The following is a 25300-nucleotide window of genomic DNA, read 5'->3' as shown; positions in this document are numbered from 1 at the left end:
CTTAGCTCAGGCGCAGGCGACTGGCGCCTACCAGCCGGTTGTAGATCAGGTACAGCACCACGGTGGCCAGCAGCAGCAAGCCGCCCAACGCCGTTGCCATGCCCCAGTTGATGCTGGTATTGGTGTAGAACGCCACGAAGTAACTGACCATCTGGTCGTTCGGGCTGCCCAGCAATGCCGGGGTGATGTAGTAACCAATCGCCAGGATGAACACCAACAGGCAACCGGCGCCCACGCCGGCGTAGGTCTGCGGGAAGTACACGCGCCAGAAACTGGCGAACGGATGACAGCCCAGGGAAATCGCCGCGCGCATGTAAGTGGGCGAGATGCCCTTCATCACGCTGTAGATCGGCAGAATCATGAACGGCAACAGGATGTGCACCATGGAGATGTAGACCCCGGTGCGGTTGAACACCAGTTCCAGCGGTGTATCGATCAGCCCTAAGCCCATCAGCGCGCTGTTGATCAGCCCACCGGACTGCAGCAACACGATCCACGCCGCCACCCGTACCAGGATCGACGTCCAGAACGGCAGCAACACCAGGATCATCAGCAAGTTGCTTTTACGCGCCGGCAGGTTGGCCAGCAGGTACGCCAGGGGATAGGCCAGCAGCAGGCAGATCGCCGTGATCACCAAGCCCATCCAAAAGGTGCGGGCGAAGATGTCCAGGTAAATCGCCTGGTCCGGCGTGGCCGGTGCGACCTCGCCGAGGTCGTCGATGCGGTGATCGACGGCCGCCAGCAGGTAGAACGGTGTCACGCTGCTGGTGTTGCGCCGGATCGCCTGCCAGTACGCCGGGTCGCCCCAGCGTTCGTCGAGGTTTTCCAGCGCTTCTTTATAGGAGGCGGGCACTTCACTGAATGGCAGCGCCCGCGCGGTTTTGGTCAACAGGCTGCGATAGCCGGCCAGTTCCATGTTCAAGCGCTTGGACAGATCACCCAGCGTCTGGTTTTTGCGCGCTTCGCCCAAGTCTTCGGTGAGTGCCTGGTACACCGGCTCGCCCGGCAAGCCGCGACCATCCCAGGCCGTTACGGCCACGACGGTACGCGGCAAACCGGCCACCACCTCCGGGTTGCCGACACTCTTGAACAGCAGCGCAACGATCGGCACCAGGAACACCAGCAGCAAAAACAGCACCAGCGGCGCGATCAAGGCCTGGGCCTTCCAGCGGTTAAGCCGTTCGGCACGCGCCAGGCGCTGTTTGAGGGTGGGAATGGCGATGGCCATGGCAAGCTCCGCAAATATACGTTGAGTCTCTGATGGGCACGGTCCCTTTGGGAGCTGGCTTGCCTGCGATGGCATCGACTCGGTGCATCAACTACACCGAGGTGTCTGCATCGCAGGCAAGCCAGCTCCCACATGAGCCGGTTTCGCCAGAGGGTTATGCGCTGTTACTTGGCCGCCCAAGAGTTGAAGCGCTGCTCCAACTGCTCACCGTTATCCGCCCAGAAGCTCACGTCGATCTGCACCTGGTTGGCGATGTTTTCCGGGGTGGTCGGCATGTCCTTGAGGATGTCCTTGGCCAGCAGCGGCACGGCTTGGGTGTTGGCCGGGCCGTAGGCGATGTTTTCCGAGTAGGTCTTCTGCTGCTGCGGCTGCACCGAGAAGGCAATGAACTTCTTCGCCGCTTCAGCACGGTCCTTGGCCAGGCCCTTGGGAATGGCCCAGGCGTCAAAATCGTAGATACCGCCGTTCCACACCACTTTCAGGTTGCTTTCTTTCTGCACGGCGGCGATGCGGCCGTTGTAGGCCGAGCTCATCACCACGTCACCCGAGGCGAGGTACTGCGGCGGCTGTGCACCGGCTTCCCACCACTGGATCGACGGTTTGAGTTCGTCGAGTTTCTTGAACGCACGGTCCTGGCCATCCTTGCCGGCCAGCACTTTGTAGACGTCCTTCGGCGCTACGCCGTCGGCCATCAAAGCGAATTCCAGGGTGTACTTGGCGCCTTTACGCAGGCCACGCTTGCCCGGGAATTTCTTGGTGTCCCAGAAATCCGCCCAACTGGTCGGCGCGCTGGTGAGTTTGTCGGCGTTGTAGGCCAGCACGGTCGACCATACGAAGAAACCCACGCCGCATGGCTGGATCGCGCCCTTCACATAGTCGGCGCTGTTGCCGAACAGTTTCGGGTCCAACGGCTCGAACATGTCTTCGTCACAGCCACGGGACAGTTCCGGCGACTCCACTTCCACCAGGTCCCAGGACACGCTCTTGGTGTCGACCATGGCTTTCACCTTGGCCATTTCACCGTTGTACTCGCCGGCGACGATCTTGCCGTTGCCCGCGCTTTCCCAGGGTGCATAGAAAGCCTTGACCTGGGCCGCCTTGTTCGCGCCGCCAAAGGACACGACCGTCAGGTCCGGGCCGGCCATGGCCTGGGCCGCACCGATCAAGCCAAGCGCCAGCGCTGAATACTTAAGGGATCTCAACATTGTTGTGCTCTCCACGTGCAGGGTTGGTGAAGCCAGGGGGGCGATCAATTCGCCTCTAGAAGTGGGTCGAGTGCGCGAACGTGCTCGACTTGCCAGCCAATCGGTACCACGTCGCCGACCGCCAGGGCTGGATCCAGCTCGGCAATCGGTTGTTTCACAAAAAAATCGGCCTTGCCGCAGACTTCCAGGCGTACGCGCACGTGGTCGCCCAGGTAGATGAACTCCGCCACACGCCCCGAAAACCGGTTGACGCACGCTTCGCTCGAACCATTCAGGCTGACGCGTTCCGGGCGCACCGACAGGGTCACCGGGCCGCCGACCTGGCCGACGTTCACCGCCAGCGCCTCGACCTTCTCGCCGCGCGCCAACTCCACCACGCAGCGCTCGCCGGTGTGGCTGTGCAGGCGGCCATTGAGGCGGTTGTTCTCGCCGATAAAGTTGGCGACAAAGGTGTTTTTCGGCTCTTCGTACAAAGTGCGCGGTGCGGCGATCTGCTGAATCTCGCCCTGGTGGAACACCGCCACGCGGTCGGACATGGTCAGCGCTTCGCCCTGGTCGTGGGTCACGTACACCACCGTCACGCCGAGGCGCTGGTGCAGGTGCTTGATCTCCATCTGCATGTGCTCGCGCAGTTGCTTGTCGAGGGCGCCGAGGGGCTCGTCCATCAGTACCAACTGCGGTTCGAACACCAACGCCCGTGCCAGGGCCACACGCTGTTGCTGGCCGCCGGAGAGTTGCGCCGGGTAGCGCTGGGCGAAGGCGTCGAGCTGCACCATGCTCAGCACGCGTTTGACCCGCTCGCTGATATCGGTCTTGCTCAAACCGCGTACCGAGAGCGGGAACGCCAGGTTCTCGGCGACGGTCATGTGCGGAAACAATGCGTAGTTCTGGAACACCATGCCGATGTCGCGTTTATGCGGCGGCACGTTGTTGATCGAGCGCCCGGCCAGCTGGATTTCCCCGGCGGTTGGCGTCTCGAAGCCGGCGAGCATCATCAGGCTGGTGGTCTTGCCCGAACCGGAAGGTCCGAGCAGGGTCAGGAACTCGCCCTTGCGAATCTCCAGGTTGAGGTCTTTGACGATCAGGTTCTCGCCGTCGTAGCTCTTTTGCACGCCACGAAAGCTGACCAGCACATCATTTGAATCCACCTCGCTCATACCCGCACCTTTGTGTTTTGGACTGCTGTGGCACAAGCGTAGTCCACGCCGGAGCCCCCGGAAATCGGGGGCCAGGAGAGAATGGCATCAGCCGGATGGAAGGTTCGGGGTAGGGATCGCCCTACACGGATGGCGGGGATGGAACAGGGCAGCCACAAGCAGCGAGCTGCAAGCGGCAGGAATGGGCGCGGCAGTGATTCTGGTGTGTCGTTATCAGGTATGTCGCTAGAGAAGTTTGTGCTCCATGGCGTACTTCACCAGTTCAGCCAGGGAAGTGATATGCAGCTTTTGCATCAGCCGCGCCTTGTGGGTGCTGATGGTCTTGCTGCTCAGCGCCAGTTGCTGGGCGATATCGTTGACATTGGCGCCTTGGGCCAGACGCTCGAACACCGAGAACTCGCGCTCCGAGAGCAATGAATGCAACGGCCGGGCATCGGTTAAGCCGACTTCGAAGACCATCCGGTCGGCCAGGTCAGGGTCGATATAGCGCCCGCCCGCCGCGACCTTGCGAATCGCCGTCAGCAACAGCGCCGGATCGCTGTCCTTGGTGGCGTAACCGGCGGCGCCGACCTTCAAGGCGCGGGCCGCCATTTGCGCTTCGTCGTGCATCGACAGCACCAGGATCGCCGGCGGATGGCTCAAGGCACGAATTCGCGCAATGGCTTCAAGGCCGTTGACCCCGGGCATCGAGATATCCAGCAACACCACTTCGCAGGGCACGTGGCGCAAGGTCTCCAGCAGTTGTTCGCCATTGCTTGCCTCGCCGACCACCAACAGGTCTTTGGCCAGGCCGATCAATTGCTTGATGCCTTCACGAACGATGGTGTGGTCTTCGGCTACCAGTACGCGGATCACAGGGACTTCCTCTTGGTGTTATGCATCCAATGGCACCGTGACACTCAGGGTGGTGCCCTCCCCCAACTCGCTGTCCAGGCTCAACTGCCCGCCCATGATCAACACCCGCTCGCGCATGCCCACCAGGCCGAACGACACCGGACGGCCCTGGGCCGGCACAAACCCTGCGCCATCGTCGCTGATGGTCAGCCGCAGGTTCGTGCCCTCCACGGCAAGGGTCAGTTCCACAGTATGCGCCTGGGCATGACGCATCACATTGGTCAGCGCCTCCTGCAGAATCCGGAACAGGCCAATGGCCTTGGCATCGCTCAAGGCCGGCAGGTTATCCGGAACCTGCACCAGGCACGGAATGTGCGTGCGCGCTTCGAAGCGCCGGGCCTGCCACTCAATGGCCGAGGCGATTCCGGCGTCAAGAATTGGCGGGCGCAGCGCTGTCGCCACGTCCCGCACCAATTGGAAAAGCTGGGCGATCAAGCGCTTCATGCTGTTCAAGCGCTCATGCAAGCCGGGATCGAGCTGCGCATAGGCCAGCTCGCACATCGAGGTCTCAAGCTTGAGCACCGTGAGCATCTGCCCCAGTTCGTCGTGCACCTCACGGGCGATGCGCGCCTTTTCTTCTTCGCGCACAGTTTCCAGGTGGGCGGACAGTTCGCGCAGTTGCGCCTCACTTTGCAGCAAGGCCGCCAGGGTGCGGCGCAACTCCGTTACGTCATTGAGGTAGACCACCAGGTATTCGGCCTCGGCAAAGCGCAGGAAGCTCAAGGACACATTGGTCGGCAGGATACTGCCATCGGCGCGCCGACAATCAGTGGCGAAGTTCTGCGGGCCGTCTTCACTGGCCCGTGCGCGTTTCCACAGGTTGAGCCAACGGTCCATGTCCAGGCTTGGGTCAAGGTCGACCAAGGGCCGCTCGATCAGCGCACCGGGCGCGTAGCCAAGCATGCTTTCAGCCGCACGATTGGCGTAGCGCACATGGCTGTCCCAGTTGACCCAGAGGATGCCGACAGTGCTTTGGTCGATGGAAAACTGCGTCAACCGCAGCGCTTCGGCACCGGCGGCGCGGGCCGCGCTTTCTTCACGCGCGGCCAGCAGGCCGTGCTCCAGCACCCGCTGCTGGCGGCGCTGCCAGAACACGACGGCCAGGCAGGCCAGCAGCAAAAGGCCAAGCAACAGGCTGAGGTTTTGCCACAGGCCAGGGGATTGCGTCAGGTGCGGGTATTTGGGCTGCAACCAGCGGTTGTGCAGTTGGTCCAGATCGCGGGCCGGGATGGCGCGCAAGGCACTTTCCATGATGCCGGCCAGTTCCGGCCATTCGCGCCGCGTCGCCACCCGAAGCAATTGCGGCAGGCCGACATCACCCACCACCGCCAGCCCGGCAAATTCAGCTTCGCCAGACAAACGGCTCAATTGCGCTTCATCCACCACGGCGTACCGCGCCTGCTGGCTCACCAGCAATTGCAGGGCCTGACGCTCCATCGGCACACCTTGCAGGTTGAGACCGGGATAGGTGCTGCGCAGGTAATCGGCCACGGCGCTGGGCATGCGCACAGCGACGCGCGATTGCTCATCGAGCTTATCCAGCTCCACGGCGCCGCCGCCCTCGCGGGTACCGACGATAAGCTGCGGCACGCGCATGTAAGGGTCGGTGAACGACCACAGGCGCAGGCTGGCCGGGGTCTGTTGCAGGCCGGGGGCGATATCCACCTCGCCCTCGCGCACGGCAGCTTCCAGTTGTTCCTGATTGGGGAAGTTGCGCCAGATCAGCTCGATGCTCAGCGCCTTGGCCAACCCTTGCATCAACTCGACATTGGCCCCGGACAGGCGCTGCAAACGCCGATCGTACTGCGCGTAGGGCGCCTGCAATACCAGGCCCACCCGAAGCTCGGGGTGCCGGGCCAGCCAATCGCGTTGCTGCGCATTGAGCTGCGCCTGGGGCGCGGCGGGCGCGGGGGCGGCATTTGCCATCAAGGCAAGGCACAAACAGCCGATAACCAGCAGACAGCGAAAACCCATGATCCACGTCTCACATCACTGACAAATACTGACCAACCCATTAGGCTGCTGGAATCACTTCTGGCCGGGAATTAACGATGCCCTTTCTCCACCGTTCAGCACTGCCAGCATTGTGCCTGTCGCTGCTTTTTACCAGTGCCTTTTCTGTACGGGCTGCTGACGCACCCGCACCTGAAGCCGAAAAACCTGTCGAGCGCCAACCTTTGCCCGAGCGCAGCCAGGAAGAAGCCAGTGCCTTGGAACGCACAATCCCGCAGCAGGAACAGCAACAATTGCAGGCCGGCAGCGATTCATTCCTCGCCCTCTGGAAGCCAGCCAACAGCGCCGAGCCCGAAGGCGTGGTGATTATCGTGCCAGGCGCTGGCGAGACGGCTGACTGGCCGCAAACAATCAGCCCGTTGCGGCATAAATTGCCGGATGCCAATTGGGGCAGCCTCAGCCTGTCGTTGCCGGATGTAAGCGTGGATACCCTGCCGCCGCGCGTGATGGAAGCGCCCAAGGCCACGGTCGACACCAGCAGCAAGGAAGCCAGCACCGCCGACAAACCCATCGAGCAGGCCGCCAGCGCCGAGGCCGAAGGGACTGACCCGGCGGTGGTGCCTGGCGCCGACGAGCAGGACAAGACCGACGCGTCGCGCATCTTTGCCCGCATCGACGCTGCGGTCGCGTTCGCCCAGACCCAGAGCGCGCGCAGTGTGGTGCTGCTCGGACACGGCACCGGCGCCTGGTGGGCGGCGCGCTATTTGAGCGAGAAGCAGCCGTCCCAGGTGCAGAAGTTCGTCATGGTCGCGGCAAAGACGCCCGCCGCGCGCCAACCGGACGTACAGCAACTGGCACCGGGCCTGAAGGTGCCGACCGCTGATGTCTACTATCAGGACGATGCGCAAACACGCAAAAGTGCCCTGGCCCGCGCTCAGGCGGCCAAGCGCTTGAAGAATGACGGTTACAAGCAAGTGTCGTTGAAGACCGTGCCCGGCAACAGCGCTGCGGAGCAGGAGCAGTTGTATCGCAGGGTTCGCGGGTGGCTGAGTCCGCAGGCCAATGCCGACTGACTCTGGAGTGGTAACCCGATCCAAATGTGGGAGCTGGCTTGCCTGCGATAGCGCACTTTCAGCAACATAGGGTTTGCTGACCCACCGCTATCGCAGGCAAGCCAGCTCCCACAGGAATCAGGTGATCAGCCAAAGAGAGTGATAGCTAGCGAAAATCCCGCCGCTCGCGAATCAGCGTATAGGCATTATGCAATTCGCGCGTGCGCTCGGTGGCATCCCGCACTTGCGCGGGGCTGGCGCCGGTGCCGGCGATCTTGTCCGGATGATGCCGGCTGAGCAGGCGACGATAGGCGCGCTTGATAGCCGCCGGTTCGGTGGTGGCCGTCACGCCCAGCAGGCGCAACGCGTCCTGATAGGTAACGCTGCGATTGACCAGCGGCTTGCGCTCCGGCGTGTAGTCGGCAGCCAACGCCTGCAGTTGTTGCGGCGTCCACCCCAGCCATTTACCCCATAAGTCAATGAGGTCACGCTCGGCGTCATCGGCCCTGCCGTCCGCCCAGACCATGCGCCAGCATGCGCGCAACACGCCTTCCGCCGCGTGGGGCTGAGCCTTGAGCACACGCAGGTAGCTGCGCACCCGATCGGAGCCGGACTTGCCGCGATTGAAGGCGGCAATCGCGCGGCGCTGGGCCGAGTCGGTCATGTCCAGCGAGCGCATTTCCTGGCGCGCCTGCTGGATATGTCCATCGACCACTCGCCCATTGCTCTTGGCCAGGCGCCCCAGTAGCACAAACAGCAGTTCATCATTGCGCAACGCCGGGCGCCCGCCGAGGCGCTCGCGCAACTGCGCCCAACTTTGCAATTGCAGGCGGCGGTCCAGTGCCTGCCCCAGCAATGCACCCAACAAAGCCCCCGGAATACTGGCTATGGCAAAGCCAGCCCCGGCGCCGATCAGCGTCCCTGGCCACAGCATGTTACTGCCCCGCTGCCAGCAGGGTTTCGACTTGCGCCAGGCGCTCCAGCGTGCCGACATCGATCCAGCGTCCCGCCATGTGTTCCCCCGTTACCAGACCTTTGGCCATGGCCTCCCGCAACAGCGGTGCCAGCTTGAAGGCACCGGCACTGCAACCCGCAAACAGCTTGGGGTCGAGCACTGAAATGCCACTGAAGGTCAGGTTATCGGCACCGGCCGCCGCATCATGAAGCAAACCGTGATCCAGGTAGAAATCGCCCCCCGAGGGGTGATGCGCCGGGTTATCGACCATCACCAGATGAGCCAGGCCCTTGAGTGGTTGCTTGAGCCGGGTGAAATCGTAGTCGGTCCAGATATCCCCATTGACGACCAGAAAGGGTTCATCACCCAGCAACGCCAGCGCCTGGAAAATCCCCCCACCGGTTTCCAGCGGTTCACCTTCGGGGGAGTAGCGGATGCGCACGCCAAACTGCGCGCCATCGCCCAGGTAGCCTTCGATCTGCTGGCCGAGCCAGGCATGGTTGATCACGATATCGGTGAAACCGGCCTTGGCCAGCGCCTCCAGGTGATACTCGATCAGGCGCTTGCCGCCGGCCTGCACCAGCGGCTTGGGCGTGTGCAGGGTAAGCGGGCGCATGCGCTCGCCTTTGCCGGCCGCCAGGATCATCGCCTTCATACGCTTGCCTCGACGGGTTGACGCAGGCTGGCCAGCAGTTCGCCCAGCTCGCGCAACTCCGCACGGTCGGCCAGCACCGCTTCTATATAGGCAAAGAAGCGCGGCACGTCAGCCAGGTAGCGTGGTTTGCCGTCGCGGTGGCAAATGCGCGCGAAGATACCGATCACCTTGAGGTGACGCTGCACGCCCATGAGGTCACTGGCGCGCAGGAAGTCGTCGAAATCCGCCTGCACGGGAATGCCGGCTTGCCTTGCGCGTTCCCAGTAACCACGCTGCCATTGGTGCACGCGCGCTTTGGGCCAACTGAGGAAGGCGTCCTTGAACAGGCAGGTGATGTCGTAGGTGACCGGTCCGTAGACCGCATCCTGGAAATCCAGCACGCCTGGGTTGCGCTCGCTGATCATCAGGTTGCGCGGCATGTAGTCGCGGTGCACCAGCACTTTGGGCTGCGCCAGGGCGCTGTCGATCAAAACATCGCTGGCACGCTGCCAAATCGCTTGTTGCTGCGCATCCAGCTCGACACCCAAGTGCCGGCGAACGTACCACTCCGGAAACAATTCGAGCTCGCGACGCAGTAAGGCGACGTCATAGCTGGGCAATGGCGTGTCCATCGGGAGCTGCTGAAAAGCCAGCAAGGCGTCGATGGCATCGGCAAACAATTGATCGGCGTTTTGCTCGTCAATGACGTCCAGGTAGGTTTTTCTGCCCAGGTCATTGAGCAAAAGAAAGCCTCGCGGCAAATCTTCTGCATAAATTTTTGGCACATTTATGCCTGACCTCGCCAGCAAATGGGCGATATCGACGAAAGGTTTGCAGTTTTCCTGGGGGGGTGGAGCGTCCATCACGACGAGTGTCCGGCCACCGCCTTCCCAACGGAAATAGCGCCTGAAACTCGCGTCGCTGCTGGCCGCGGTCAATGTAGCCGGGGGTACGGAGCCCCAATCCTGAGCGTTGAAAAGAATCGGCAACTGCTCATCCAGCCAGACTTCCAGCTGTTGTAAACGTAGATCTTGCTCGGGCATTACAAGGGTCTCCGACGGCGCTAGCCGTCAAGCGGGGCATGCTTTATTATCACGCATCTTTTTCAGACCATCGAGAGGCGTGCGGCCCAAACCGCGGGCAGATGGCACGCAGGAAGCCCGGACTAATAAGATGGCATTGAAATCCCCCGCGTTTCGTAGAAAATTTCCGTTGCTGGTAACCGGCAGTCTGCTGGCCTTGCAACCCTTCGCCACCTCATTCGTGGTCGCCGCGGAACAGTATGACTGCTCAGTCTCTGCTTCGGGTGCCTGGGATTGCGCGCCGAAAACCGCCGCAGCCCCGTTGCCACCACGCCCGGTGCATGATGGCGCAGCCATCAGCTCCGCCAGCAGCACGGCGCAAGCCGATGCGGGCGGCAAAGCCGAGGCCGTGCCGCAGACCGCATTGGTCACCGACTCCAAGGGCCGTGGCCTGCGCTCGCGCAGCGCCGACTACAGCCACCTAGACTGGGTACCGCGCGACAAGCTGACCGCCGCGCAGTTGGCCGAAACCGGCCCGTACTGCGGTGGTGCGTACATCGAGCCGATTCGTCCTGGCATGAACGACAAGACGAACAAGAGCGATGCGCCCACCTTCATCGGCGCCAAGGCTTCGCGTTACGAGCAGGAATCGCAAATCGCGACCCTGGCCGGTGACGTGGTCATGCGCCAGGGCAGCATGCAGCTCGAATCCGAAGAAGCCAGCCTGTATCAGGCCGAGAACCGTGGCGAGCTGAACGGCAAAGTCCGTCTGCGCGACAACGGCGCACTGATCGTGGGCGATCACGCCGAAGTGCAGCTGGACACTGGCGCCGCCCAGATCGACAACGCTGAATACGTGATGCACAAGTCGCGTATCCGCGGTAACGCGCTGTATGCCAAGCGTGCCGAAAACGCGATCATCCGTCTCAAGGACGGTACGTACACCACCTGCGAGCCGGACAGCAACGCCTGGCAGCTCAAGGGCAACAACATCACGTTGAACCCGGCCACCGGTTTCGGTACGGCCACCAACGCGACGTTGCGGATCAAGAACATCCCGATCCTGTACACCCCTTACATCTATTTCCCGATCGACGACCGTCGTCAGTCCGGCTTCCTGCCACCGAGCTTCAGCAGCGGCAGCGAAACCGGCTTCACCCTGGTTACGCCGTACTACTTCAACCTGGCGCCGAACTATGACGCCACGTTGTACCCGCAATACATGACCAAGCGCGGCATGATGATGGAAGGCGAGTTCCGCTACCTCACCAAGTCCAGCGAAGGCCAGTTCGGCGGCGCGTACCTGAACGACGACAACGACGAGCGGAAGAAGCAGACCGATTACGAAAAAACCCGCTACATGCTCAATTGGCAACACAAAGGCGGGCTCGATTCGCGTGTAATGACCCAGGTCGACTACACCACGATCAGCGATCCTTACTTCTTCCAGGACCTCAAGTCCAACCAGGAAGGCGTCGAGAGCCGCGACTACATCAACCAGCAAGGTTCCGTGACGTATCGCGGCGACACCTTCCAGGCTCGCTTGAACCTGCAGGCCTACCAGCTGGCGACGATTTCCCAGATCACGCCGTATGACCGTCTGCCGCAGATCACTTTCAATGGGCAGCTGCCGTACCATCCGGGTGGCTTGAACTTCAGCTACGAGACCGAAGCCGTGCGCTTTGATCGTGACCTGGAAAACGGCAACTTCACCAATGAAAACGGTGAAACCGAGGCCCGCCTGGACACCTACGTCCGTGGCCTGACCCGTGCAAACGGTACACGCCTGAACGTAGCCCCAGCCGTCGAGTACCCGATGAACTGGACCTACGGCTTCATCACCCCGAAGCTCAAGTACGTTTACACCAAGTACGACCTGGACCTGGACAACATCGGCAAGAATCAGATCGTTGCCGACCAGGCTGCTTCTGTGGCTAACGGCACGCAGTACGCAGGCGGCACGTTCAAGAGCTCCCAGGACCGCGCGGTTCCGGTGGCCAGCGTCGATAGCGGCCTGTACTTCGATCGCAATACCAACTGGTTCGGCAAAGACTATCGCCAGACCCTTGAACCGCGTGCGTTCTACCTGTACGTGCCGAACAAGGACCAGGCGGATATCCCGGTCTTTGACACCAGCGAGTATTCGTTCAGTTACTCCTCGTTGTTCCGTGACAACCGCTTCAGCGGCTCTGACCGTATCGGTGACGAGAACAAGCTGTCCCTGGGCTTGACCAGCCGCTGGATCGAAGAAAACGGCTTCGAGCGTCAACGCGTGGCCATCGGCCAGGCGCTGTACTTCAAGGATCGTGAAGTTCAACTGCCGGGCGTCCTGGCCGCCGACCGTGCCGACGCACAGTCCGACGTTTCGCCCGTCGCCCTGGACTACGAGTTCCGCTTCAACCGTGACTGGCGCGCCACTGCCGACTACAACTGGGACACCGAGGAACACAGCCCTCGTTCCGGCAGCGCGATGCTTCACTACCAGCCGGAAGACAACCCGAACAAGATCATCAACGTCGGTTATCGCTATCGTAACGACCAGGTCGTCTACAACCAGCTGACCGGCAAATGGCAGTTCGGTGGTGACTACGGCCAGCCCGGCGACGCGAACTACGTGAAGGATTACTACAAAATCCAACAACACGACTTCTCGATGATGTGGCCGATCATTCCTCAGTGGAACCTGATCACCCGCTGGCAGTATGACTACGCTCGCAACCGTACCCTGGAAGCCTTCGGTGGTTTCGAGTACGACAACTGCTGCTGGAAACTGCGCGTCATCAACCGTTACTGGGTTTCCAACGACGAATACAGCCAGATCGCCCCGCTTAACGAAAAGGGTGACCACGGGCTCTTCCTGCAGATCGTCCTCAAAGGACTCGGCGGCCTGACCGGCGCCAAGGTAGAGAGCTTCCTAGACAAAGGCATTGAAGGTTATCGTGAACGTGAAAACCAAGCTTTCTGATTGTCTGCGCCCGCTTGTACTGGGCGCGCTGTTCCTGGGCACCGCATCGGCGCACGCCGCGGTTCAACAGCTGGATAAGGTCGTGGCCATCGTCGACAACGACGTGATCATGCAGAGCCAACTGGACCAACGTGTCAAGGAAGTCCAGCAAACCATCGCCAAGCGTGGCGGTGGCGTGCCACCGACCAGCGTCCTGGACCAACAGGTACTGGAACGCCTGATCGTCGAGAACCTGCAACTGCAGATCGGTGATCGCTCCGGCATCCGTATTTCGGACGAAGAGCTGAACCAGGCTGTCGGCACCATTGCCCAGCGCAACAACATGAGCATTGACCAGTTCCGCGCCGCCCTGGCTCACGATGGGTTGTCCTATGAGGACGCCCGTGACCAGATCCGCCGCGAGATGATCATCAGCCGTGTGCGCCAGCGCCGTGTGGCCGAGCGGGTGCAGGTGTCCGAGCAGGAAGTGAAGAACTTCCTGGCGTCGGACCTGGGCAAGATGCAGCTTTCCGAAGAGCTGCACCTGGCCAACATCCTGATCCCGACACCGGACAGCGCCAACTCCGAGCAGCTCAATGCCGCCGCGGCCAAGACCCAGGCTATCTATGACCGCCTGAAGGCCGGTGCCGACTTCGCCCAGATGGCCATTGCCCAGTCCGGTAGCGACAACGCCCTCGAAGGCGGTGACATGGGCTGGCGTAAAGCCGCTCAATTGCCGCCGCCGTTCGACCGCGAACTGAGCGCCATGGAAGTCGGTGGCATCACCCAGCCAGCACGTACGCCAGGTGGTTTCATCATCTTGAAGCTGCTGGAACGTCGTGGTGGCGAGACCTCGCTGAAAGACGAAGTGCATGTTCGTCACATCCTGGTCAAACCAAGCGAAATCCGCACCGAAGCCCAAACCAAGGAATTGGCCCAGAAGATCTATGACCGCATCGAAAGCGGTGAAGACTTCGCCACCCTGGCCAAGAGCTTCTCGGAAGACCCGGGTTCGGCCCTCAACGGCGGCGACCTGAACTGGATCGATCCGAAAGCGCTGGTGCCGGAGTTCCAGCAGGTGATGGCCGAGACCCCGCAAGGTGTATTGTCCAAGCCATTCAAGACTCAATATGGCTGGCATGTGCTGGAAGTCCTTGGCCGTCGTGCCACCGACAACACCAACCAGGCCCGCGAGCAACAAGCGCTGAACGTCCTGCGTAACCGCAAATACGATGAAGAGTTGCAGACCTGGCTGCGTCAGATCCGCGACGAAGCCTACGTTGAGAACAAGCTGCCAGGCGCCGAGCAAACAGGCACCGACCAGGCCGTTCAGTGAAACCACAGCGTTTCGCGGTGACACCCGGCGAGCCGGCCGGCATTGGTCCAGACCTGTGCCTGCTGCTCGCCTCGCAAGCCCAGCCACACCCCCTGATCGCCATTACCAGCCGCGACCTGCTCCTTGAGCGGGCCGCGCAGCTGGGTGTGGCGGTCAATCTGCTGGACGTGGCGCCAGGCGGCTGGCCCGACCTGCCCGCCCCCGCCGGCAGCCTGTATGTGTGGCACACCCCGCTGCAGGCCAAGGTGGTGGCCGGGCGACTGGACAAGGCCAACGCGGCGTTCGTGCTGCAAACCCTGACTCGCGCAGGGCAAGGCTGCATCGATGGCGACTTCGCCGGCATGATCACCGCGCCCGTGCACAAGGGCGTGATCAATGAATCCGGCATCGCCTTTTCCGGCCATACCGAATTCCTCGCCGAGCTGACCAACACCGCTCAAGTCGTCATGATGCTGGCCACGCGCGGCCTGCGGGTTGCATTGGTGACCACGCACCTGCCACTGCGCGACGTTGCCGAGGCCATTACCGCTGAACGTGTAGAGCGCGTGACACGCATCCTCTACGCCGACCTGCAACACAAATTCGGCATCGCCCAACCGCGCATCCTGGTCTGTGGGCTTAACCCCCATGCCGGTGAAGGCGGACACCTGGGCCGTGAAGAAATCGACATCATCGAACCAACTCTGGAGCGTCTGCGCCAAGAAGGCATGGACCTGCGCGGCCCATTGCCTGCGGACACTCTGTTTACCCCCAAATATCTGGAGCACTGCGACGCAGTGCTGGCGATGTACCATGACCAGGGGCTGCCGGTGCTTAAATACAAAGGCTTCGGCGCCGCAGTCAACGTGACACTGGGCCTGCCGATTATCCGCACCTCCGTCGACCATGGCACCGCCCTGGACCTGGCGGGCAGCGGCAAGATCGACACCGGCAGCCTGCACGTGGCCCTGGAAACCGCCTATCAGATGGCCGAGACCCGTATATGACTGAGCATTACCAACACCGGGCGCGCAAGCGCTTCGGGCAAAACTTCCTGCACGACGCTGGCGTGATCGACCGCATCCTGCGCTCCATCCATGCCAAATCTTCCGACCGCCTGCTGGAAATCGGCCCGGGCCAGGGCGCCCTGACCCAAGGCCTGCTGGCCAGTGGCGGCCAGTTGGACGTGGTGGAGCTGGACAAGGACCTGATCCCGATCCTCAACCAGCAATTCGCTGACAAGCCCAACTTCAACCTGCACCAGGGCGATGCACTGAAGTTCGACTTCAACAGCCTCAACGCAGCGCCTAGCAGCCTGCGGGTGGTGGGTAACCTGCCGTACAACATTTCCACCCCGCTGATTTTCCACCTGCTGAACAACGCCGGGATCATCCGCGATATGCACTTCATGCTGCAAAAGGAAGTGGTGGAACGCCTGGCTGCCGGCCCAGGTGGCGGTGATTGGGGCCGTCTGTCGATCATGGTCCAGTACCACTGCCGCGTCGAACACCTGTTCAACGTCGGGCCTGGCGCGTTCAACCCGCCGCCGAAGGTCGACTCGGCTATCGTGCGCCTGGTGCCTCACGCCGTGCTGCCTCACCCGGCCAAGGATCACAAACTGCTCGAACGTGTGGTGCGTGAAGCCTTCAACCAACGCCGCAAAACCTTGCGCAACACGCTCAAGGCGCTGCTGAGCAACGCCGAGATCGAAGCCGCCGGCGTCGACGGCAGCCTGCGCCCCGAGCAACTGGACCTGGCCGCATTTGTGCGGCTGGCCGACCAGCTCGCCATCCAGCCAGCCCCGACATCGGAGTAAGGCTCAACGCAACTCAAATGTGGGAGCGGGCTTGCTCGCGAATACGGTGGTTCAGTTAAAACATCTGTGACTGACACACCGCATTCGCGAGCAAGCCCGCTCCCACATTCTCCGCGCCACGAGCCAGCATGTCTGGCCTAGTGCCCTCCTCTTGGCCTAGACTGATCCGCATCTGCTGTCCTCCGCTTTTGCTTTTAAGGCCTCTTGCATGTCCGATCCTCGCTACCAGATCGACGTCAGCGTCGTCACCCGCTTCCTGGCGGACCAATCGCAACCTGAACTGAACCGCTTCGCCTTTGCCTACACCATCACGGTGAAAAACAACGGGCTGGTGCCGGCCAAGCTATTGTCACGCCACTGGGTCATCACTGACGGCGACGGTCAGGTCGAAGAAGTGCGCGGCGCAGGCGTGGTAGGCCAACAACCGCTGATCGACAGCGGCGCAAGCCATACTTACAGCAGCGGCACTGTAATGACCTCCAAGGTCGGCACCATGCAGGGCTCGTATCAGATGAAAGCCACCGATGGCCATTTGTTCGACGCAACGATCAAGCCTTTCCGCCTCGCGGTACCCGGAGCCTTGCACTGATGGCGACGTACGCGGTCGGTGACCTGCAGGGTTGCCTGGCGCCTCTCAAGTGCCTGCTTGAACAGGTCGCCTTCGACCCGGCGAACGATCGCTTGTGGTTGGTCGGTGACTTGGTCAATCGTGGTCCCGAATCCCTGGAGACGCTGCGCTATCTATATGGCATGCGTGACGCCCTGGTCTGCGTCCTGGGTAACCACGACCTGCATCTGCTGGCGGCCGGCAATAACATCGAACGCCTGAAAAAAGGCGATACCCTGCGCGAAATCCTTGAAGCACCGGATCGCGCCGAGTTGCTCGACTGGCTGCGCCGGCAAAAAATCATGCATTACGACGAAGGCCGCAATATGGCCCTGGTCCATGCTGGCATCCCGCCCCAGTGGACCCTGAAGAAAGCCCTCAAGTGCGCCGCCGAAGTCGAAAGCGCACTGGCCGATGACAACCTGTACACCGCCTACCTCGACGGCATGTACGGCAACGAGCCGGTGAAGTGGGACAACGACCTCACCGGTGTCACGCGCCTGCGGGTAATCACCAATTATTTCACGCGCATGCGCTTCTGCACCGCCGAGGGCAAGCTGGACCTCAAGAGCAAGGAAGGCACCGACACCGCGCTGCCCGGCTACAAACCGTGGTTTGCCCACAAGGAGCGCAAGGCCCGTGACACGAAGATCATCTTCGGCCACTGGGCGGCCCTGGAAGGCAAATGCGATGAGCCCGGCGTGTTCGCCCTCGACACCGGCTGCGTGTGGGGCGGCGCCATGACCCTGATGAACATCGACACCGGCGAGCGCCTGAGCTGCCGGTGCGAACCTCCTCTTTCTGTGACACTGCCGGCCGCCAAGCCCTAGGAGCCCGCCATGAGCGAATTCAAACGTATCCCCCCAGAACAAGCCCAGGCACTGCGCGAGCAAGGCGCCGTGGTGGTCGACATCCGCGACCAGCCGACATACGCAGCGGCCCATATCACCGGCGCCCGGCATCTGGACAACGTCAACATTGCCGACTTCATCCGCGCCGCCGACCTCGATGCGCCAGTGATCGTGGCGTGCTATCACGGTAATTCCAGCCAAAGCGCTGCGGCTTATCTGATCAGCCAGGGCTTCTCTGACGTCTATAGCCTGGACGGTGGCTTTGAGCTGTGGCGTACGACCTATCCTGCGGAAATTTCTTCCGACAATTCGCAATAATTTTTTTCACACCCCGCTACCCCGCGTGACGCTTGGGCTCGCGCCGATTCTGACGAACGGCGCGGCCAAACTAATTGCGCATCGCGCCTTGACCTCTCCGATTCCGAACTATCCTTAAGCGCAGGCCATCCGAATCAGGGGAGAGCCGGTACACCGGCGCGCGGGTCATCGGTAGCGTTTCAGGGTGTTTGGGGGGAAAACAGCCATTGGCGTGCGTCAATGTCTGCCAGCATCGACTGATTGACCCGGCGTCGGCTCCACGTATCGAGCGAGGTGACGACGTCATGAGTATCTTTAGCCACTTCCAACAACGCTTCGCGTCCACACAGCAGGAGGAACTCACGCTTCAAGAGTACCTTGAGCTATGCAAGCAGGACCGCAGCACCTACGCGTCTGCCGCCGAACGCCTGCTATTGGCGATTGGCGAGCCGGAGCTGGTAGACACCTCGAACAATTCGCGCCTGTCGCGGATATTTTCCAACAAAGTGATCCGTCGCTATCCGGCCTTTGAAGACTTCCATGGGATGGAGGAATGCATTGACCAGATCGTCTCCTACTTCCGCCATGCCGCCCAAGGCCTGGAAGAGAAGAAACAGATCCTTTACCTGCTCGGCCCCGTCGGCGGCGGCAAGTCGTCCCTGGCCGAAAAACTCAAGCAACTGATCGAAAAGGTGCCCTTCTACGCGATCAAGGGCTCGCCGGTGTTCGAGTCGCCCCTGGGCCTGTTCAACGCCACGGAAGATGGCGCGATTCTCGAAGAAGACTTCGGCATTCCGCGGCGCTACCTCAACACCATCATGTCGCCCTGGGCCACCAAGCGCCTGGCCGAGTTCGGCGGTGACATCAGCCAGTTCCGCGTGGTGAAACTCTACCCATCCATCCTCAACCAGATCGGCGTGGCCAAGACCGAACCGGGCGACGAGAACAACCAGGACATCTCGGCGCTGGTGGGCAAGGTCGATATTCGCAAACTCGAGGAATTCCCGCAGAACGACGCCGATGCCTACAGCTACTCGGGTGCGCTGTGCCGGGCCAACCAGGGCCTGATGGAATTCGTGGAGATGTTCAAGGCGCCGATCAAGGTGCTGCATCCACTGCTCACCGCCACCCAGGAAGGCAACTACAACAGTACCGAAGGCCTGGGCGCGATTCCGTTCACCGGGATCCTGCTGGCGCACTCCAACGAATCGGAATGGCACACCTTCCGCAACAACAAGAACAACGAAGCCTTCATCGACCGCATCTACATCGTCAAGGTGCCGTACTGCCTGCGGGTCAGCGATGAAATCAAGATCTACGACAAGCTGCTGTTCAACAGCTCCCTGGCCAAGGCCCATTGCGCGCCCGACACCTTGAAAATGCTTGCTCAGTTCACCGTACTGTCGCGCCTCAAGGAGCCGGAGAACTCGAATATCTATTCGAAGATGCGCGTGTACGACGGCGAAAACCTCAAGGACACCGACCCCAAGGCCAAGTCGATCCAGGAATACCGCGACACCGCCGGCGTGGATGAGGGTATGAACGGCCTGTCGACGCGCTTTGCGTTCAAGATCCTGTCCAAGGTCTTCAACTTCGACCCTCACGAGATCGCCGCCAACCCCGTGCACCTGCTCTATGTGCTGGAACAGCAGATCGAACAGGAGCAATTCCAGGCGGAAACCCGCGAACGCTACCTGCGCTTCCTCAAGGAGTACCTGGCCCCGCGCTACATCGATTTCATCGGCAAGGAAATCCAGACCGCGTACCTGGAATCCTACAGCGAGTACGGCCAGAACATCTTCGACCGCTACGTGCTGTACGCCGACTTCTGGATCCAGGACCAGGAATACCGCGACCCGGAAACCGGCGAGATCCTCAACCGCGTGGCCCTCAACGAGGAACTGGAAAAAATCGAGAAACCGGCCGGCATCAGCAACCCGAAGGATTTCCGCAACGAAATCGTCAACTTCGTGCTGCGCGCACGAGCGAACAACAACGGCAAGAACCCGACCTGGCTCAGCTACGAGAAGCTGCGGGTGGTTATCGAGAAGAAAATGTTCTCCAACACCGAGGATCTGCTGCCGGTCATCAGCTTCAATGCCAAGGCCAGCAAGGAGGACCAGCAAAAGCACAACGACTTCGTCACACGAATGGTCGAGCGCGGCTATACCGACAAACAGGTTCGGCTGCTCTCCGAGTGGTATCTGCGGGTTCGTAAATCGCAGTAAGGCAGCGACAGGCATACGCTGCCGGGCCAATGGCCTGGCAGCCGACCGCTTGTCTCTAAGCTTCCAGCTCGCGGCTTGAAGCTTGTAACGTGAAGCTGCCCGGAGGGCTCCCCATGAGCTATGTGATCGACCGTCGCCTCAATGGCAAGAACAAAAGCACGGTAAACCGCCAGCGTTTCCTGCGGCGTTACCGTGGCCACATCAAAAAGGCCGTCGAAGAGGCCGTCAGCCGCCGCTCCATCACTGACATGGAGCATGGCGAACAAATCAGCATTCCCGGACGGGACATCGACGAACCGGTGCTGCACCACGGCCGGGGCGGCAAGCAGACCGTCGTGCATCCGGGTAACAAGGAATTCACCACCGGTGAGCACATCCAGCGTCCCCAAGGCGGTGGCGGCGGCAAGGGCCCAGGCAAGGCGGGCAACTCCGGCGAAGGCATGGACGAGTTCGTGTTCCAGATCACCCAGGAGGAATTTCTCGAGTTCATGTTCGAGGACCTGGAGCTGCCCAACCTGGTCAAGCGCCACCTGACAGGCACCGACACATTCAAGACCGTGCGCGCCGGGATCAGCAACGAAGGCAACCCGTCCCGCATCAATATCATCCGCACACTGCGCTCAGCCCACGCCCGGCGCATTGCCTTGTCGGGCAGCAGTCGCGCCAAACTGAAGGAAGCCAAGGAAGAGCTGGCGCGCTTGAAGCGCGAAGAGCCGGACAATTTCGGCGATATCCAGCAAATCGAGGCTGAAATCGAGAAGCTCAGCGCGCGTATTCACCGCGTGCCGTTCCTTGATACCTTCGACTTGAAGTACAACTTATTGGTCAAGCAACCCAACCCCAGCTCCAAGGCGGTGATGTTCTGCCTGATGGACGTATCCGGCTCCATGACCCAGGCCACCAAGGATATCGCCAAGCGCTTCTTTATCCTGCTGTACCTGTTCCTGAAGCGGAACTACGACAAGATCGACGTAGTGTTCATCCGCCATCACACCAGCGCCCGGGAAGTGGACGAAGAAGAATTCTTCTACTCGCGGGAAACGGGTGGCACCATCGTCTCCAGCGCCCTGAAGCTGATGCAGGAGATCATGGCCGAGCGCTACCCCGCCAACGAATGGAACATCTACGCCGCCCAGGCATCGGACGGTGACAACTGGAATGACGACTCGCCCATCTGCCGCGACATCCTGATCAACCAGATCATGCCATTCGTGCAGTACTACACGTACGTTGAAATCACCCCCCGTGAGCACCAGGCCCTGTGGTTCGAATACGAGCGCATCGGCGAAGCCTTTACCGATACGTTCGCCCAACAGCAACTGGTCTCGGCCGGCGATATATACCCGGTCTTCCGTGAACTCTTCCAGCGCAGGTTAGTGACATGACCGCCAAAAAAGAGCATAAGCGCCAACCGATTTCCACAGGTTCCGAGTGGACCTTTGAACTGATCCAGGCCTATGACCGGGAAATAAGCCGCATCGCGGCGGGTTATGCCCTGGACACCTATCCCAACCAGATCGAAGTGATCACCGCCGAGCAGATGATGGATGCGTACGCCTCCGTCGGCATGCCACTGGGGTATCACCATTGGTCCTATGGCAAACACTTCCTCAGCACGGAGAAGTCCTACACCCGTGGCCAGATGGGTCTGGCATACGAGATCGTGATCAACTCCGACCCATGCATTGCCTACCTGATGGAAGAAAACACCATCTGCATGCAGGCGCTGGTGGTGGCTCACGCCTGCTATGGGCACAACAGCTTCTTCAAGGGCAACTACCTGTTCCGCACATGGACCGATGCCAGTTCGATCATCGACTATCTGGTGTTCGCCAAGCAGTACATCATGCAGTGCGAGGAACGCCACGGCATCGATGCGGTGGAAGACCTGCTCGACTCGTGCCATGCGCTCATGAACTACGGCGTGGACCGCTACAAACGCCCGTACCCGATTTCCGCCGAAGAAGAGCGCCTGCGCCAGAAGGAGCGCGAGGAGCACCTGCAGAAGCAGATCAACGATCTGTGGCGCACCATTCCCAAGCGCGCCGACAAAAACAATGAAAAGGACAATGCGCGCTTCCCCAGCGAACCTCAGGAAAACATCCTATATTTCCTGGAAAAACACGCGCCGCTGCTCGAGCCCTGGCAACGGGAAATCGTGCGTATCGTGCGCAAGATCGCCCAGTACTTTTATCCACAGCGCCAGACCCAGGTGATGAACGAAGGCTGGGCGACGTTCTGGCACTACACGCTGATGAACGACCTTTACGACGAAGGCCTGGTCACCGACGGTTTCATGATGGAGTTCCTCACGTCCCACACCAGCGTGGTATTCCAGCCCGGCTTCGACAGCCCTTATTACAACGGCATCAACCCGTATGCGCTGGGTTTCGCCATGTACCGCGATATTCGGCGCATGTGCGAACACCCCACCGAGGAAGACCGCCGCTGGTTCCCCGAAATCGCCGGCAGCGATTGGCTGTCCACCATCAAGTTCGCCATGAGCAGCTTCAAGGATGAGAGCTTTATCCTGCAGTACCTGTCACCGCAGGTGATTCGGGACCTCAAGCTGTTCAGCATCCTCGACGACGACCTCAAGGACGACCTTGTGGTACCGGCCATTCACGATGAGCCTGGCTACCGCACCATCCGCGAAACGCTGGCGGCGCAGTACAACCTGGGCAACCGTGAGCCCAACGTGCAGATCTACAGCATCGATGTGCGTGGCGATCGCTCGCTAACCTTGCGTCACCAGCAGCACGACCGCAAACCGTTGGGCGAGTCCACCGAGGAAGTGCTCAAGCACCTGCATCGGCTGTGGGGCTTCGACATTCACCTGGAAACCCTGCAGGGCGACCAAGTGATGAAGACCCACCACGTACCGCCGCGCAACGATCATAACGACGACTACGGCCGCCTGGACCTCGCCGTCGTCCATCTCTGAAACGGCAAACCCTCCATTAGCCAGGCACAGACGGTATCCTGTGGCGCTAATGGAGGCTTTTTCATGAAAATCTACAAAGTCGGCGGTGCGGTACGGGACCGTCTCTTGGGCATCCCGGTCACCGATATCGACCGCGTTGTCGTGGGCGCAACTGCCGAAGAGATGCTGGCCAAGGGTTACAAGCCGGTTGGCGCTGACTTCCCGGTGTTCCTCGACCCGAAAAACGGCGATGAATACGCACTGGCCCGCACGGAACGCAAGAGCGGCCGGGGTTATGGCGGCTTTGTGTTTCACGCCAGCCCCGAGGTCACGCTGGAAGAAGACCTGATCCGTCGCGACCTGACCATCAATGCCATGGCGCAAGACGATGACGGCAACCTGACCGATCCTTATCACGGCCAGCGCGATCTTAAGTCACGCATTCTGCGGCATGTTTCCCCGGCATTCGCCGAGGATCCCTTGCGAGTTCTGCGCGTTGCGCGCTTTGCCGCGCGGTACGCTCACCTGGGTTTTACCGTCGCGCCGGAAACACTCGCACTGATGCGTCAGCTCAGCGCGTCCGGCGAACTGCAAGCCCTGACGCCGGAGCGCAGTTGGAAAGAAATCTCCCGGGCACTGATGGAAGACCAGCCCCAGGTCTTTATCCAAGTGCTGCGCGACTGTACTGCGCTGGCAACCTTGATGCCCGAGGTCGATGCGCTGTTCGGTGTGCCACAACCCGAAGCCCACCACCCTGAAATCGATACCGGCATACACACCTTGAGCGTGCTGGAACAAGCGGCCTTGCATCAGCAACCACTGACCGTGCGCTGGGCCTGCCTGCTTCACGACTTGGGCAAAGGCACGACACCTGTGGATAAGTTGCCGCAGCACATTGCCCATGAACATCGGGGCTTGAAGCTGATCAAGGCCGTCAGCGAGCGCTTCAAGGTACCCAAGGACTGCCAGGAATTGGCGCTGCTGGTGGGCCAGTATCACACCCACGGCCACCGTGCTCTGGAGCTGAAAGCTTCGACGTTGCTGGAGCTGCTGCAGAGTTTCGACGTTTACCGCCGGCCGCAGCGCTTTGAAGAGTTTGTCGTCGCCTGCGAGATGGATGCCCGAGGCCGCAAGGGCCTGGAACAAAGAAGTTATCCACAGGCGGATTATTTACGCGGGGCGGCGAAGGCGGCGCGCGAAGTCGCCGTTGCGCCGCTGCTGGAGAAAGGCTTCAAAGGCCCCGAATTGGGGGAGGCACTCAAGCGCGAACGGCATAAGGCGTTGAAGGCCTACAAGGAACGGCAGTCCCTATAGGAGCGCATCCGGCGTCAGTTGCTGGCCCTGCCATTCGAAACCGACAGGCGCCAGCACCTGGTCAATCTGCGCATCGCGCCACAGCTCAGCCAGGGTCTTGCCCGCTTCAGGATGCACACGCTCAGGCGCCATCAACGACAGTGGCCACAGCACAAAGGCGTTCTTGAGGATTTCTGCACGCGGCAGGATCAAGCCATCGAAGTTGCCCACCAGATCGCCATACAACAACACATCGATATCCAGCGGCAGGCCCTTGCGGTCTGGCGCATAGCGGCCGTTATCGGCCTCGATGAATTTCAACCGGCGATCCAGTTCCATCAAGGACAGGTCGGTGTAAGCCGACACCACCAGGTTGAAGAACGGCCCGCTCTTGATGCCCACCGGCTGGCTTTCGAACACCGGCGAGCAACGCACATCGGTCAAGAAACCTGCCAGCGCATCAAGGCCGGCGCGCAGATGCGACTCGCGCTCGATATTGCTGCCTAGGCCAAGGTAAACCTGAGTTAGCGACATCCGCGCTCGATCTCCACGCCCACGCCCTTGGCAGCCGGCACGGCACCTGGCTTGGTCAACTTGAGGTGCAGCCAGGGAATCCGGAATTCACTCATCAGTACTTCGGCCAGGCGCTCGGCAAACGTTTCGACCAGCTGGTACTGGGCCTGCTCGGCAAAAGCCTGGATGCGGGCGGACACGCTGGCGTAATCCAGCGCCAGGGTCAGGTCGTCACCCGCGGCGGCCGGGCGGTTGTCCCAGGCGAAGCTCAGGTCCAGGCGCAGGCATTGGCGGATTCCGCGCTCCCAGTCGTAGGCCCCGATCACGGTGTCGACTTCCAGGCCTTCGATAAACACTCTGTCCAAGCACTCTTCTCCGCAGCACGACAAGGGCGCGATGCCCCGTTAGAATCA

At 61.1% G+C, this 25300-nt stretch carries 22 protein-coding genes; 12 read left to right on the top strand and 10 right to left on the bottom strand.

Annotated features, from left to right (window positions below; all coding sequences use genetic code 11):
• Nucleotide 1 precedes the first annotated feature (1 nt).
• From BLL36_RS21480 to BLL36_RS21460, 5 genes are all read right to left on the bottom strand, one after another.
• The gene (locus BLL36_RS21480) at nucleotides 2–1228 is read right to left on the bottom strand and encodes an ABC transporter permease (RefSeq protein WP_076953326.1); all 1227 of its coding nucleotides are present in this window, start codon (nucleotides 1226–1228) and stop codon (nucleotides 2–4) included.
• Nucleotides 1229–1392: 164 nt separating this feature from the next.
• The gene (locus tag BLL36_RS21475) at nucleotides 1393–2433 is read right to left on the bottom strand and encodes an ABC transporter substrate-binding protein (RefSeq protein ID WP_076953324.1); all 1041 of its coding nucleotides are present in this window, start codon (nucleotides 2431–2433) and stop codon (nucleotides 1393–1395) included.
• A 44-nt stretch (nucleotides 2434–2477) separates the two neighbouring features.
• Nucleotides 2478–3590 (bottom strand): ABC transporter ATP-binding protein, encoded by a 1113-nt coding sequence (locus BLL36_RS21470; protein ID WP_076953322.1) that lies wholly within the window; start codon nucleotides 3588–3590, stop codon nucleotides 2478–2480.
• Nucleotides 3591–3815: 225 nt separating this feature from the next.
• Nucleotides 3816–4445, bottom strand: a complete 630-nt coding sequence (locus tag BLL36_RS21465; protein ID WP_076953320.1) for a response regulator — start codon at nucleotides 4443–4445, stop codon at nucleotides 3816–3818.
• Between the two features lie 18 nt (nucleotides 4446–4463).
• Nucleotides 4464–6458 (bottom strand): PAS domain-containing sensor histidine kinase, encoded by a 1995-nt coding sequence (locus BLL36_RS21460; RefSeq protein WP_076953318.1) that lies wholly within the window; start codon nucleotides 6456–6458, stop codon nucleotides 4464–4466.
• 77 nt (nucleotides 6459–6535) lie between these two features.
• Here BLL36_RS21460 and BLL36_RS21455 point away from each other — a divergent pair, with 77 nt between their 5' ends.
• The gene (locus BLL36_RS21455; protein WP_076953317.1) at nucleotides 6536–7510 is read left to right on the top strand and encodes an alpha/beta hydrolase family protein; all 975 of its coding nucleotides are present in this window, start codon (nucleotides 6536–6538) and stop codon (nucleotides 7508–7510) included.
• Between the two features lie 145 nt (nucleotides 7511–7655).
• Here the strand turns inward: BLL36_RS21455 and BLL36_RS21450 are convergent, their stop codons facing one another.
• The 3 genes from BLL36_RS21450 to BLL36_RS21440 are packed head-to-tail and all read right to left on the bottom strand — an operon-like array spanning nucleotide 7656 to nucleotide 10121.
• Entirely contained in the window at nucleotides 7656–8423 is a 768-nt protein-coding gene (locus BLL36_RS21450) for a TerB family tellurite resistance protein (protein WP_076953315.1), read from the bottom strand.
• 1 nt (nucleotide 8424) lies between these two features.
• The gene (murU, locus tag BLL36_RS21445) at nucleotides 8425–9099 is read right to left on the bottom strand and encodes an N-acetylmuramate alpha-1-phosphate uridylyltransferase MurU (protein ID WP_076953313.1); all 675 of its coding nucleotides are present in this window, start codon (nucleotides 9097–9099) and stop codon (nucleotides 8425–8427) included.
• A complete protein-coding gene (locus tag BLL36_RS21440; RefSeq protein WP_076953311.1) occupies nucleotides 9096–10121 on the bottom strand; it encodes an aminoglycoside phosphotransferase family protein in 1026 nt (341 codons plus the stop codon). Before BLL36_RS21440 ends, murU begins: the two co-directional genes overlap by 4 nt.
• Nucleotides 10122–10251: 130 nt before the next feature.
• Here BLL36_RS21440 and BLL36_RS21435 point away from each other — a divergent pair, with 130 nt between their 5' ends.
• From BLL36_RS21435 to BLL36_RS21385, 11 genes are all read left to right on the top strand, one after another.
• Nucleotides 10252–13065, top strand: a complete 2814-nt coding sequence (locus tag BLL36_RS21435; protein ID WP_076953309.1) for an LPS-assembly protein LptD — start codon at nucleotides 10252–10254, stop codon at nucleotides 13063–13065.
• Complete coding sequence (locus tag BLL36_RS21430) at nucleotides 13040–14380, top strand: peptidylprolyl isomerase (RefSeq protein ID WP_076953307.1); 1341 nt, start codon at nucleotides 13040–13042, stop codon at nucleotides 14378–14380. Before BLL36_RS21435 ends, BLL36_RS21430 begins: the two co-directional genes overlap by 26 nt.
• A complete protein-coding gene (gene pdxA / locus BLL36_RS21425; RefSeq protein WP_076953306.1) occupies nucleotides 14377–15366 on the top strand; it encodes a 4-hydroxythreonine-4-phosphate dehydrogenase PdxA in 990 nt (329 codons plus the stop codon). The genes BLL36_RS21430 and pdxA overlap by 4 nt, the downstream gene beginning before the upstream one ends.
• Nucleotides 15363–16175: a 16S rRNA (adenine(1518)-N(6)/adenine(1519)-N(6))-dimethyltransferase RsmA gene (gene rsmA / locus BLL36_RS21420; protein WP_076953305.1), complete on the top strand. Its 813-nt coding sequence runs from the start codon at nucleotides 15363–15365 to the stop codon at nucleotides 16173–16175. The genes pdxA and rsmA overlap by 4 nt, the downstream gene beginning before the upstream one ends.
• Before the next feature lie 208 nt (nucleotides 16176–16383).
• Complete coding sequence (gene apaG / locus BLL36_RS21415) at nucleotides 16384–16764, top strand: Co2+/Mg2+ efflux protein ApaG (RefSeq protein WP_076953304.1); 381 nt, start codon at nucleotides 16384–16386, stop codon at nucleotides 16762–16764.
• Nucleotides 16764–17612 (top strand): symmetrical bis(5'-nucleosyl)-tetraphosphatase, encoded by an 849-nt coding sequence (locus BLL36_RS21410; protein WP_076953303.1) that lies wholly within the window; start codon nucleotides 16764–16766, stop codon nucleotides 17610–17612. Before apaG ends, BLL36_RS21410 begins: the two co-directional genes overlap by 1 nt.
• Before the next feature lie 9 nt (nucleotides 17613–17621).
• Complete coding sequence (gene glpE / locus BLL36_RS21405; protein WP_076953302.1) at nucleotides 17622–17951, top strand: thiosulfate sulfurtransferase GlpE; 330 nt, start codon at nucleotides 17622–17624, stop codon at nucleotides 17949–17951.
• 284 nt (nucleotides 17952–18235) lie between these two features.
• Entirely contained in the window at nucleotides 18236–20158 is a 1923-nt protein-coding gene (locus tag BLL36_RS21400; protein WP_076953301.1) for a PrkA family serine protein kinase, read from the top strand.
• 113 nt (nucleotides 20159–20271) lie between these two features.
• The gene (locus BLL36_RS21395) at nucleotides 20272–21543 is read left to right on the top strand and encodes a YeaH/YhbH family protein (RefSeq protein ID WP_076953300.1); all 1272 of its coding nucleotides are present in this window, start codon (nucleotides 20272–20274) and stop codon (nucleotides 21541–21543) included.
• Nucleotides 21540–23102: a SpoVR family protein gene (locus BLL36_RS21390; protein ID WP_076953299.1), complete on the top strand. Its 1563-nt coding sequence runs from the start codon at nucleotides 21540–21542 to the stop codon at nucleotides 23100–23102. The genes BLL36_RS21395 and BLL36_RS21390 overlap by 4 nt, the downstream gene beginning before the upstream one ends.
• 63 nt (nucleotides 23103–23165) lie before the next feature.
• Nucleotides 23166–24395 carry a multifunctional CCA addition/repair protein gene (locus tag BLL36_RS21385; protein ID WP_076953298.1) on the top strand — a complete coding sequence of 410 codons (1230 nt, stop codon included), beginning with the start codon at nucleotides 23166–23168 and terminating at the stop codon, nucleotides 24393–24395.
• Here the strand turns inward: BLL36_RS21385 and folK are convergent.
• Nucleotides 24390–24908, bottom strand: a complete 519-nt coding sequence (folK, locus tag BLL36_RS21380) for a 2-amino-4-hydroxy-6-hydroxymethyldihydropteridine diphosphokinase (RefSeq protein ID WP_076953297.1) — start codon at nucleotides 24906–24908, stop codon at nucleotides 24390–24392. The genes BLL36_RS21385 and folK overlap by 6 nt on opposite strands.
• Nucleotides 24899–25252 (bottom strand): dihydroneopterin aldolase, encoded by a 354-nt coding sequence (gene folB / locus BLL36_RS21375; protein ID WP_076953296.1) that lies wholly within the window; start codon nucleotides 25250–25252, stop codon nucleotides 24899–24901. Before folB ends, folK begins: the two co-directional genes overlap by 10 nt.
• Nucleotides 25253–25300 lie beyond the last annotated feature (48 nt).

This window comes from Pseudomonas cedrina subsp. cedrina (assembly GCF_001983175.1).
Lineage (GTDB): Bacteria > Pseudomonadota > Gammaproteobacteria > Pseudomonadales > Pseudomonadaceae > Aquipseudomonas > Aquipseudomonas cedrina.
This window is presented reverse-complemented; position numbering and strand designations above follow the sequence as displayed.

Coding starts and splice junctions, on each gene's coding strand:
- BLL36_RS21480 (WP_076953326.1), bottom strand. CDS start 1,228: ATGGCCATCGCCATTCCCACCCTCAAACAGCGCCTGGCGCGTGCCGAA.
- BLL36_RS21475 (WP_076953324.1), bottom strand. CDS start 2,433: ATGTTGAGATCCCTTAAGTATTCAGCGCTGGCGCTTGGCTTGATCGGT.
- BLL36_RS21470 (WP_076953322.1), bottom strand. CDS start 3,590: ATGAGCGAGGTGGATTCAAATGATGTGCTGGTCAGCTTTCGTGGCGTG.
- BLL36_RS21460 (WP_076953318.1), bottom strand. CDS start 6,458: ATGGGTTTTCGCTGTCTGCTGGTTATCGGCTGTTTGTGCCTTGCCTTG.
- BLL36_RS21455 (WP_076953317.1), top strand. CDS start 6,536: ATGCCCTTTCTCCACCGTTCAGCACTGCCAGCATTGTGCCTGTCGCTG.
- BLL36_RS21450 (WP_076953315.1), bottom strand. CDS start 8,423: ATGCTGTGGCCAGGGACGCTGATCGGCGCCGGGGCTGGCTTTGCCATA.
- murU (WP_076953313.1), bottom strand. CDS start 9,099: ATGAAGGCGATGATCCTGGCGGCCGGCAAAGGCGAGCGCATGCGCCCG.
- BLL36_RS21440 (WP_076953311.1), bottom strand. CDS start 10,121: ATGCCCGAGCAAGATCTACGTTTACAACAGCTGGAAGTCTGGCTGGAT.
- BLL36_RS21435 (WP_076953309.1), top strand. CDS start 10,252: ATGGCATTGAAATCCCCCGCGTTTCGTAGAAAATTTCCGTTGCTGGTA.
- rsmA (WP_076953305.1), top strand. CDS start 15,363: ATGACTGAGCATTACCAACACCGGGCGCGCAAGCGCTTCGGGCAAAAC.
- apaG (WP_076953304.1), top strand. CDS start 16,384: ATGTCCGATCCTCGCTACCAGATCGACGTCAGCGTCGTCACCCGCTTC.
- BLL36_RS21410 (WP_076953303.1), top strand. CDS start 16,764: ATGGCGACGTACGCGGTCGGTGACCTGCAGGGTTGCCTGGCGCCTCTC.
- glpE (WP_076953302.1), top strand. CDS start 17,622: ATGAGCGAATTCAAACGTATCCCCCCAGAACAAGCCCAGGCACTGCGC.
- BLL36_RS21400 (WP_076953301.1), top strand. CDS start 18,236: ATGAGTATCTTTAGCCACTTCCAACAACGCTTCGCGTCCACACAGCAG.
- BLL36_RS21395 (WP_076953300.1), top strand. CDS start 20,272: ATGAGCTATGTGATCGACCGTCGCCTCAATGGCAAGAACAAAAGCACG.
- BLL36_RS21390 (WP_076953299.1), top strand. CDS start 21,540: ATGACCGCCAAAAAAGAGCATAAGCGCCAACCGATTTCCACAGGTTCC.
- BLL36_RS21385 (WP_076953298.1), top strand. CDS start 23,166: ATGAAAATCTACAAAGTCGGCGGTGCGGTACGGGACCGTCTCTTGGGC.
- folK (WP_076953297.1), bottom strand. CDS start 24,908: ATGTCGCTAACTCAGGTTTACCTTGGCCTAGGCAGCAATATCGAGCGC.